This window comes from Lactococcus sp. UBA7128 (assembly GCF_002492185.1).
GTDB classification, from domain to species: domain Bacteria; phylum Bacillota; class Bacilli; order Lactobacillales; family Streptococcaceae; genus Lactococcus; species Lactococcus muris.
The window spans coordinates 1-10,163 of sequence record NZ_DKXK01000057.1 but is presented as its reverse complement, the minus strand read 5'-3'; the positions used below and the strand labels follow the sequence as shown (position 1 = coordinate 10,163).

Sequence of the window (10,163 nt, the reverse complement as noted above, 5' to 3'; positions counted from 1 at the left end):
GAAATGAGTGTTTGATGAGAAGAGGGTGGGTGGCTGGGACTTGACTTTTAGGCATGCGAAAAGAAGCCCCGGTTGGAGCTTCTTGTCTCTATCTTATTGACAGTCTACTGGTCTTTATTTGTTCCCAAGTTCTCTTAAGAGCACAGCAAACTCTTCATCCGTCAAAGTCACACCTTTACCCATCTTTTTATGATCAGGTGACCATTGACGGAGGTCATACTTTGCTTCCATACCATTCCAAGAAACACGGTTAAGTTCTTTTGTCCAGCCTTTAGCATTTTCAGACAGCGTAATAAGATGTTCCTCAATCTCAAATTTTAAATCAGCCATATTTACCTCCTGTAGATTGATACGTAAAAGTATCAAACTTTTCACGCCTAATCTTCGATTAGTTTAATGTCCACGCCGAGGGCTGTCATCTTTTCAATGATACTGTCATAGCCCCGCAGGATAAATTCAATATTTTCGATTGTCGTTGTCCCTTCTGCAATAATACCTGCCAAGACCAATCCAGCGCCCGCACGTAAGTCCGTTGCACGCACACGCGCCCCCTTAAGTGTACTCGGTGCTTCATAAACGATTCGATCATCAACAGTTGAAATAGCAGCACCCATGCGTGCCATTTCCGGCACATGATTGACACGTTTTTCATAGATTGTGTCCATAACCCATCCGCGACCTTTCGCTTTGAGCAAAAGTGGCGTAATGGGTTGCTGTAAATCTGTTGCAAATCCTGGATAAGGTACTGTCTTTATGTTAACAGCCTTCAAGTTTTCAGAGCGATGAACTTCGATAGAGTCTTCGCGAATCGTCATCCGTACACCCATTTCTTCCAGTTTAGCGATAAAAGATTCTAAATGCTCGTAAATCACATTATCAACAATAACACCCTCACCGACAGCTGCAGCTAAGGCCAGATAAGTCCCTGCCTCGATACGATCAGGAATCACTGTATGACGTGCACCATGCATGTCTGCCTTCCCCGTGATACGAATAACATCTGTACCAGCACCCCGAACTTTAGCACCCATATTATTCAGCAAAGTAGCCACATCAATAATTTCTGGTTCACGCGCAGCATTTTCAATAATCGTAACACCTTCTGCTGTACTTGCCGCAAGCATGGTATTGATTGTCGCTCCTACAGACACCATATCCATATAGATAGTTGTGCCATGTAATTTTTCTTCTTTAGCCTCAAGATGCATTGCGTTTTCAAGATAAGACAGCTCTGCTCCTAAAGCTTCAAAAGCTTTAATGTGCAAATCCATCGGACGTGGTCCAAGATCACAGCCTCCCGGTAGACCAACGGTTGCTTTCCCAAAACGTCCAAGCAAGGCACCGTTGAAATAATAAGAAGCACGTAGGGAATTTATCTTACCGTAGGGCAGAGGTTTGGAAACAACATCACGTGTATCGATGGTCAAAACCCCAGCATCAACATCACGCTCAATCTTTGCCCCCATAATCTCCATGATTTCTACCAAGCTCGCAACGTCAGAAATATCAGGAACACCTTCAAGAGTTACAACATCATTGGCTAAAATAGTTGCCGGAATGAGGGCGACAACACTATTTTTAGCTCCAGAAATTGTCACTCTCCCCGAAATACTTCGACCACCATTGATTACTATCTTTTTCATAAATTTATTTACTCTATCACTTATTGTTTTATTTGAGACATGAAATACATGTACCTTCTATTCTATCATTTTTCCTTTCTTTTGGATAGATAAAAAGTGCTCTTTTTCCTTCACATATATCTGCATAAATTGTCTGTCTCTATAGCCATGCCATATTATTGTATATCATTAGAAAAAAATGATAATATAACCTTAAAGACTAAATCAAAGAAAGGGATAAATGATGAATTTTTCGCTCAAAACTTCCTTCATCCCAAATAAAAAGAAATCCAACTTTTTTAAAGCCAATTATTTTTTTAATATTAACAAAGACATGCTTCACCATCTTGAAAGAGCCGAACTTTCTCCACTGCCGCTTCTCAATGAGGCAGACTACCAAAACTACCATAAGATTTTTAACTCCGAGGGCAAATGGATTGGTATGAGTTCTGAGCTCCTTCCAAAAAGTCAAAGTTATTCTCTTAAAAACAAAACTTTGAAGCTTCAAGGCTACACGTTTGAGGGTTGGGCGAAGGTCCGCAATCGTCACAATGTACTCGCCACTCCTCAATCACAAGAACAGGCTCAACTTTACGCTGGACCAAGTTCTGTTATCCATCGGACAAGAGTGTATAACCCGAGCTTTCTTTGGAAACCGCAGGAGAATCCTAACTTTGAACCACTGGGACAAATCTATGATTTTCATGCACAATGGACGCCTATCAAATATCCTGTTCGCTATAGTGCAAGGACAATCTGGAATGAATCTCTAGATTGGACGCATCCTGTGGGGATGCGGAGCATCGAGCAAGGCTATATTTCCCAAGCCAAAGCTAAGTTACCTTACTATCAGTTCATCGGCTGGCAAGTGGGAGATAATCCCGTCAGCAAAGACCAACCCATTATCCCGCCTGGCGTTGGTGCCGTTGATATTGTTGCTGTTTTTGAACAAATATCATAATCTGGGTGTTCGTCATTCTTACAATAAATATTCTAAAAAACATAAAAATATCCCTCTACTTCATCATTACTCTAGAAGCTTTTAATTTTATGCCATAATAAACTTTGTCCTTCTGGATAATCTAGCAGAAAGGAGGGCTTGAAGTGTCAAATTTCGCTATTACACTTTTAGTCTCGGTTATATCGGATTGTATCGTGGCTATCTTTACTTATTAGCTTAACCATAAAGATAAGCGCTAGATTTATTGGATGTTAGCCACACATAACAAAAACGCTCGTACGGGAATACGGGCGTTTTTGCGTGTCAAATTTCGTTGGATTCACTATAACACATTTAGAGTATTTGTCCAAAAGTTAAATCTCAACTCGCCCACTAAGCAGTTTTTAGAGTCGAGTTATGTCGTTGTGGCCTTTATATATAAAGGCTATTCTTAATTTTATTCAAAGACAAATTGGTTATGATAAAGTTCAGAATAAAAGCCTCCGAGATTTACAAGTTCATTGTGGTTTCCTTCTTCGATGACCTCACCATCCTTAAGAACAACAATCTTATCTGCATTAAGAATTGTTTTCAAACGGTGTGCGATAACAAAAGAGGTACGCCCAGCGATGGCTGCTTCCATCGCCCACTGAATTTGCTCTTCCGTTACTGTATCAACATTAGATGTCGCCTCATCCAGAATCAGCAATTCCGGATTTGTCAAAATAGTTCGCGCGATTGAAATTTGTTGCTTTTGCCCCACAGAGAAGACGTTGTCTTCATCGTCGACCATCGTGTCATATCCCTCGGGCAAACTCTCAATAAATTCATGGATATGTGTTGTCTTGGCTACCGTGATAACTTCTTCCATAGTCGCATCTTTTTTACCAAACTTGATATTGTCCGCAATTGTGCCAGAGAAAAGGACAGACTCTTGCAAAACAATACCAACCTTAGAGCGTAGAGAATCTAAGTCAAATTCTCGGATATCTGTTCCATCAAACTTGATTCCGCCCTTGTCCACATCATAGAAACGGTTCATAAGATTCATAACAGTGGTTTTACCTGACCCTGTTGGACCAACCAAGGCAACCATTTGGCCTTTTTCGACATTGATATTCACGTTTTTAAGGACTGGTTTTTCTGGAAGATAACTGAAGTCAATATTTTCAATGTGAACCCCTTCAGAAATGCCTTCAAATACTTTTCCATTTTCAGGACGTACTTCTTCTTTTTCATCGAACATCACATTCAGACGTGTTGCACCAGTTACCGCAAGTTGCAATTGACCGAAAGAAGATGAAATTTGCATGATTGGGTTGTAATACTGTTGTGCATATTGGATAAATGTAGCAAGTAAACCAAAAGCTGCTGCAGTTGACAATGAAGCATCGTTAAGTAGGATATTCGCTCCTGCAAAGATAACCAAGGCCAAAGTCAAGAGCGAGAAGCCATTCATCAGTGGAAAAATCATCCCTGACCAAGCTTGCGCTGCAAAGGTTGTTTTACGCACTTTATCATTACGGACTTCAAAACCTGCAATCGCATCTGCTTGAAGTCCTTCAACGATAATCGCTTTTTGCCCAGAAATTTTTTCATCCATATAAGCATTGAGTTCACCGACTTCTTTTTGCTGCTTGTCTGTGTACTTTTTAGCTTGGACAATGATAATCACTGCACAGAGGATAGCGACAGGTGTCGTCGAGATTGTAACCAAAGCCATCTTGACATTTTGATCAAAAATCATATACAAAATCCCGATGAAAAGAGCAAAGTTGGTCGTTACATTGACCGCTGCTTGGTTCAGTGTATTTTGAATATTATCCAAGTCAGAAGTAAAGCGGGCGAGAATGTCACCATCCGCATGGCGGTCAAAATAAGAAATCGTAAGGCGCTCCAACTTACCAAAGAGACCTTTACGCATACGGTTTGTAGAGTGTGCAACGATACGTGTAAAGAGCAAGCTATAGATGAGCTGAGCCACACCTGTCATCAAGTAAAAGGCAAGAAGCATCCACATCGAATTCATAAAGTCAGCCTTACTTGGCGCTTGTGAGGTAGCCACCTTCATCAAGTCAGCAATAGACTGCCCATTGAGCGTTGCACGGATAACTTCTGGTACATTGGCATCTGTCAATTGGTGCCAGTCTGTGGGAATTTTAGCCAGAGCTTGCAAGCTGTCAATAGTCGTACCAGATGGTAGGTTTGACGTTACCGCTGCAGGAACATTAGCAGATGTTAGGCTATGCCAATCAACCACATGACCTGCGGCCTGAGACATTTGACTAGCGATTTGCTGCAGTGCATCTTGTGCCTGACTCGAGCTAGCCGCGATTTGTTGCAAGCCCTTGACCGCTTCATCAGCATGTTGATGACTAAAATAATCTCCTACGTAGGTAGAAAGGTGTGTAATAGAATCCCCAAGAAGTACGGGTGCTTTAACTTGCAGATAAGTAGCCGCAATGATAAATATCGCAATCACGAGGAACTGTAATTTGTATTTTTTGAAGTAGAGATAGAAGAACTTCAATGCACGAGATGTATCATTCATAATCTTTTTTCATTTTCTTGTTTTCAAATAAATGGTTTGAAGAACAATGAAAACTTAGTCCTCCTTTGCTTTCTGTGTATCATAGATTTCACGGTAAACCGCAGAGTTCTTAACTAGCTCTGTGTGTGTGCCCTGCGCAACAAGTTTACCTTCATCAAGGACAAGAATATTGTCCGCATGAACGACAGATGAAATCTTTTGAGCGATAATAATTGTTGTCGTATCTTTCAAGTCTTTACTTAGAGCTTCCTGAACTAACTTTTCTGACTTGGCATCAAGCGCTGATGTTGAGTCATCCAAGATGAGAACTTTAGGATCTTTGATGATACCACGTGTGATCGACATGCGTTGTTTTTGACCACCAGAGAAGTTATTTCCACGTTCTTCAACCTGTGATTCATAGTGTTCGGGAAGCTTCTCGATAAATTCTGCTGCTTGGGCAATTTCTGCTGCACGGCTCATCTGTTCTGGTGTCGCATCTGCTTTACCTTGTTTCAGATTTCCTGAAATTGTCCCCGAGAAGAGGATCGCTTTTTGCAAGACAATCGAAATCGTGTTTTTCAGGGTTGTCTTGGAAACATGCCGCAGGTCTTTGCCGCCGACACTTACTGTACCTTCTGTCGGATCAAAAAGACGAGGAATAAGCTGAGCCAAGGTTGATTTACCAGAACCTGTAGCTCCGACAATACCCACCATTTGACCTGGTTTTATTTCAAAACTTATGTCTTTAAGTGTTGGCTGCTCATCATTAGGGTAAGAGAAAGAAACATGATCAAACTTGACTGATCCTTCTAGCTCTTCATCCGGAACATCTTCGAAGACCATCGCAGGTTCGGTTTCAAGCACTTCTTTGATACGCCCAATCGAAACAAAACCACGCGATGCAAACATGGACATCATTCCTCCCATGATGATAGCCATCATGATTTGCATCATGTACTGGATGAAGGACATGATACCACCAAGTGTGCTGGCAGCTGTATTTAAATCACGGGTAACATAGGTAGAAACCAACAGAATCGCTCCAAATACAGCCAGTTGAGAGATGATAGTGAAGGCTGGAATCATGGCAGCAAAAGTGTAGCCTACAGCCATATTGTGATCCAGAAGTTCGTCAGAGGTTTCATCAAATTTTTGAATCTGGTCTTTTTCCTGAACAAAGGACTTAACAACACGTGCGCCACGTAGGTTTTCTTTGGCAATCCCGTTAATGCGGTCCATCAGTTTTTGAAAGACCATGAAGTGAGGCCCCATTGACTTCATGGACAGCATGGTTACTATTACGATGAGTACAACCATGACAACGATAATCCACCAAAGTTCTGGCATAGTGATAATGGACAAGACAAAAGCTCCGACAAAGAGCAAGGGCACCCGGATTAAAACTTGGAAAGTCATCATCAAAAGTGTCTGCACTTGGTTGATGTCGTTCGTCATACGTACAACCAGATTTCCGGCATTAAACTTCTCAATGTTTTCATAGGAGAAAGTTTGAATCTTACGGAAAGTTTCTTCACGGATATCTGCGGATACTGACTGCGCAATCTTTGCAGCAGTAACTGTGTTAAGAATAGAACCAATCAATCCTACGGCGGCGATGAGTAAAAGATATACCCCATAGTGATTAATTTTATCGACCTTATCTGATATTGAGATAGACTCTGCCATAACGCTTAGAATGTTCTTCATATATTGCGGTTGCCAAAGCGCAGCACCAACTTGAAGAAGCATGGTAGCGAGGGCAGCGAAGACAAGAAATTTGTACTTGCCGATGGCTTTCATTACCATAAATAAAAAAGTTTCCTTTCATTTTCTTGTCAAAAATGACAAAAATAAATACGTTAGCTGAAAAATTATAACATTTAAATATTTATTTTTCAACAAAAATAACTAACACTGTTAATCTTTTGTTTAGTTTATAACTTGTATAAACTAACAATTATATTCTAACCTTTTTCAAGAAGAGTGTCAATGATTTGTGATACCCTAGTTAATGAACAGTCCCCTTCCTTTAATCTTCTCATTCTGGTGAAAGAAAGACGGTAAGCCTTGGCTTGTTTTTACTCCACTCTCTTATGGAGGTATTGGTGAAAAGCGGGCGAGCTGCTTTTCTGTTATAATTATGTTATGAACAACGGTAAAATTTCACGCTCTCACAGCCTTAAGCTTGCCGAACGTGGCGTGTGGGTCAGTATAGGCGCTTATATATTTCTCTCCCTCTTACAACTTGGAGTCGCACAAATCACTCACTCTGCTTCCCTTTTGGCCAATGGTTTTAATAATGTCACTGATATTCTAGGTAACATCGCCATCGTTATCGGTCTACGCATTGCGCGCATTCCTTCTGATAATGATCATGCTTATGGACATTGGAAAGTCGAGTCTATTTCCAGTCTTATCTCCAGCTTTATCATGTTCCTTATCGGTTTTGAAGTTCTTCGTCAAACCATCGTCAATTTTATAGAAGGAAGTTCAGCAGAAATCAATCCAGTTGGTGCTATAATCGCACTATTTTCTGCTCTGGTTATGATTTCCGTTTATTTCTACTCTAATCGTTTAGCTAAGAAAACACAATCAAAAGCACTTGAAGCATCTAGCAAAGACAATCTTAGTGATGCACTGACTTCTTTGGGTACAACTGTTGCTATCATTGCAGCTGCTATGCATTGGATTTGGTTAGACCGCATCATGGCTTTAATCATTTGTGGCTTCATTCTCAAAACCGCTTATGATATTTTCCGAGACAGTGTCTTTTCGCTCTCTGATGGTTTTGACGATAATCTTTTAGAAGATTATAAGGAAGCTATCGAACTGATCGATAAGGTCAAATCTGTTAAAATGATTCGTGGTCGCACCTATGGCAGCAATATCTTTCTGGATGTTGTCGTTGAGATGTCACGTGACCTCTCTGTCTATGAAAGTCATGCTGCTACTGAAAAAATAGAGCGTATGCTCATGGCTGGTTTTGATGTTTATGATGTTGATGTCCATGTAGAACCCGCCGCTTTACCAGAGGAAGAGCACTTTGCTTCACGTGCTTTGGAACTTCTCCCAAAGGAAGAAATGCTCCTCAATGGTCAAAACCTCAATCAGCTGCTAGCCCCACAATTTCAAGCTATCACCTCAAGCGGTGAAATTATCCAAGCAGAAAGCTTCATCGCTAACGCAACACCAAAAGAAAACTTAGCGATTAAAAACTATCAGGCAGAGCAAGTCAGCAAGAAAACTTTCATCCTCACTTACCATTATCTGGACAACCAAAAGAGCTATACGGTATCAAGTGTCTGGCGAAGAAATGAGTACTGGCGTTGTATCTACCGTCAGCTCACAGAAAAAGCTGAGGAAACTTCTGTCCTTTGAAGAGATTAAAGCGAGTTCTTAGTAGTCTCGGTAACAGGCTGAAATACTATGTAAAAAGTACAATTCCTTAAGGAATTGTACTTTTTGTAGATAGAGGTTGTTGATGCTTTGTTATTGATGGATGATGAGGGCGGGGCGGACGCCTCTACCAGAGAAAGCTTCTCCTGTGGTACTTATCGAACCATGAAAACCACCCGAAGAACTTGTCTCCCAAGCCCTATTTTCAACAGTAGATGGGGTACGTAGCCACCAATGTATACCAGCACCACGTTCTGCATTGTTCGGAAACCCACGACCTGGACCGGAAAATCGGATAACATCCGCTAAGGAAAGGGCAAAAGCACGCCTAGCTCCTCCAGGAACAACAGCAGTAAAATCTATTGCCGCCGCCCCAGTTAAATTGGTAGGATTACGCATACTCCCTAACCACTCGAAAGCAGACGAATCAAACGCAACATTTCCAGTTATAAAGTTATTAGCAACAGGTTGAACAATGTCCTGCAAATCTTGAGGTGTCTCTGTAGCTAACCACATGTTAAAATAAGCATCTTTTCCATTCCAAGTAACGGAAGGGATTACTTCATTGCGGATAATCAAGTGATTCCCCTCTCCCATATCTTCAAGGTAACGGAATTGTTGCCCGTCTGATGTCGTAAAGAGACGACCAGGATTCATACTCTCAAAATTAAAAGCGCTTATCGGCGAAGGTTCATCGGCATCTGGATTTTCTGCAGGCAGTTCGCCATTATCATCCACTGCATTATTCCGGATACCACGAAGCAGACGACCTACCTCTCCACTTTCTGGCTCATTTTCAAAGTCGCGGTCCGGCGTAATCAACTGGCTGTCCACATGGATAGCGTAGTAATAAGAACCACGGATATCATGTGCCGCCTCTGTCATCACTGCTGCATCAAGCAGGTAAGAACTGCTTTCCCCCTCCTGCAGTTGACTGGCCCAGTAAGCCCAGCCTGTTTCATGGTCGATTACCCAGAAGTCCCCAATTTTATGCTCATTGGGTAAGGCAGACCATTGCTGAAGTGTAAGTGGGGCACGGTCTTGTGCTAAATTTTGCGCTGTTGTACGTTCAACGCCTTCAAGGGCACCGGGCCAGACTGTACTTGTTGGGCCTTGACCATTTGTATAGCTCTCCCCTTCTTGCCAGTAGGCATCCTCACCCGTACCTGGATGAGTGGCCCCATCTGTCTCACCGTCTGTGGCGCCAGTTCCAGCGATATAGTCTCGCGCATGCCCTGCTGCAGCCGTCATCAGGTCGTTCTCCACATGGTTGAAGGTGGGCAAGTACCAAGGCGCATGTTCTCCTTGACGGGTCCAACCAAAGGTCAGGTTACTATATTGGTTAAAGACGGCAGAGTCGCCCGTGCGGATACTGAGGCTTTCTGTTGAGGGAATGTAGGTCGTCCAAGTCTCTACACTCTCTCGAACGGCAGTTGGCACTATGGAATTGAAGTTCTCTTCTCCACGGGCTCGAATCGCCATAAACTCAGACAGGCGAACCCGTGCCATGATAGGCTCCTCCCCATAGTTTTCGACAAAGACGTCCTTGTTTTCTGTGTCACGGTTGTAGTAGTCGTGAACACGGCCGCCTACTTCGCCCAGATTATCTCTTAGGCGGTCGTTAATAGCGCGTTGGTTGAAGGCGGTGAAGGCGAATGTCCCTGCAATCAGC

Annotated in this window: 7 protein-coding genes; 2 read left to right on the top strand and 5 right to left on the bottom strand. The window is 42.3% G+C overall.

All coding sequences use genetic code 11. The annotated features are described in order from the left end of the window. Positions 1–114: 114 nt before the first annotated feature. Positions 115–330 carry a YdbC family protein gene (locus B4H39_RS06350; RefSeq protein ID WP_202231691.1) on the bottom strand — a complete coding sequence of 72 codons (216 nt, stop codon included), beginning with the start codon at positions 328–330 and terminating at the stop codon, positions 115–117. Between the two features lie 47 nt (positions 331–377). Further along, on the bottom strand, positions 378–1,643 hold the full coding sequence (locus B4H39_RS06345; RefSeq protein ID WP_251423876.1) for a UDP-N-acetylglucosamine 1-carboxyvinyltransferase: 1,266 nt from the start codon (positions 1,641–1,643) through the stop codon (positions 378–380). Positions 1,644–1,863: 220 nt separating this feature from the next. On the opposite strand from B4H39_RS06345, the gene B4H39_RS06340 reads away from it, so the two are divergent. Continuing rightward, a complete protein-coding gene (locus B4H39_RS06340; RefSeq protein WP_251423879.1) occupies positions 1,864–2,583 on the top strand; it encodes a hypothetical protein in 720 nt (239 codons plus the stop codon). 436 nt (positions 2,584–3,019) lie between these two features. Here B4H39_RS06340 and B4H39_RS06335 read toward each other — a convergent pair whose 3' ends face one another. Next, positions 3,020–5,113: an ABC transporter ATP-binding protein gene (locus B4H39_RS06335; RefSeq protein ID WP_251423882.1), complete on the bottom strand. Its 2,094-nt coding sequence runs from the start codon at positions 5,111–5,113 to the stop codon at positions 3,020–3,022. 54 nt (positions 5,114–5,167) lie between these two features. After that, positions 5,168–6,901, bottom strand: coding sequence for an ABC transporter ATP-binding protein (locus B4H39_RS06330; RefSeq protein WP_271328224.1), 1,734 nt, complete (start codon positions 6,899–6,901; stop codon positions 5,168–5,170). 339 nt (positions 6,902–7,240) lie between these two features. Between B4H39_RS06330 and B4H39_RS06325 the strand changes: the two genes are divergently transcribed. After that, positions 7,241–8,473 (top strand): cation diffusion facilitator family transporter, encoded by a 1,233-nt coding sequence (locus B4H39_RS06325; protein ID WP_251423885.1) that lies wholly within the window; start codon positions 7,241–7,243, stop codon positions 8,471–8,473. 111 nt (positions 8,474–8,584) lie between these two features. On the opposite strand, the gene B4H39_RS06320 is transcribed toward B4H39_RS06325, so the two are convergent. Continuing rightward, a complete protein-coding gene (locus B4H39_RS06320) occupies positions 8,585–10,162 on the bottom strand; it encodes a hypothetical protein (RefSeq protein WP_286927545.1) in 1,578 nt (525 codons plus the stop codon). Position 10,163: the final 1 nt, after the last annotated feature.

What these genes read in the sequence shown, in the direction of transcription:
- B4H39_RS06335 (WP_251423882.1), bottom strand. Translation starts at nt 5,113, where the DNA reads ATGAATGATACATCTCGTGCATTGAAGTTCTTCTATCTCTACTTCAAA.
- B4H39_RS06345 (WP_251423876.1), bottom strand. Translation starts at nt 1,643, where the DNA reads ATGAAAAAGATAGTAATCAATGGTGGTCGAAGTATTTCGGGGAGAGTG.
- B4H39_RS06330 (WP_271328224.1), bottom strand. Translation starts at nt 6,901, where the DNA reads ATGGTAATGAAAGCCATCGGCAAGTACAAATTTCTTGTCTTCGCTGCC.
- B4H39_RS06325 (WP_251423885.1), top strand. Translation starts at nt 7,241, where the DNA reads ATGAACAACGGTAAAATTTCACGCTCTCACAGCCTTAAGCTTGCCGAA.
- B4H39_RS06340 (WP_251423879.1), top strand. Translation starts at nt 1,864, where the DNA reads ATGATGAATTTTTCGCTCAAAACTTCCTTCATCCCAAATAAAAAGAAA.
- B4H39_RS06350 (WP_202231691.1), bottom strand. Translation starts at nt 330, where the DNA reads ATGGCTGATTTAAAATTTGAGATTGAGGAACATCTTATTACGCTGTCT.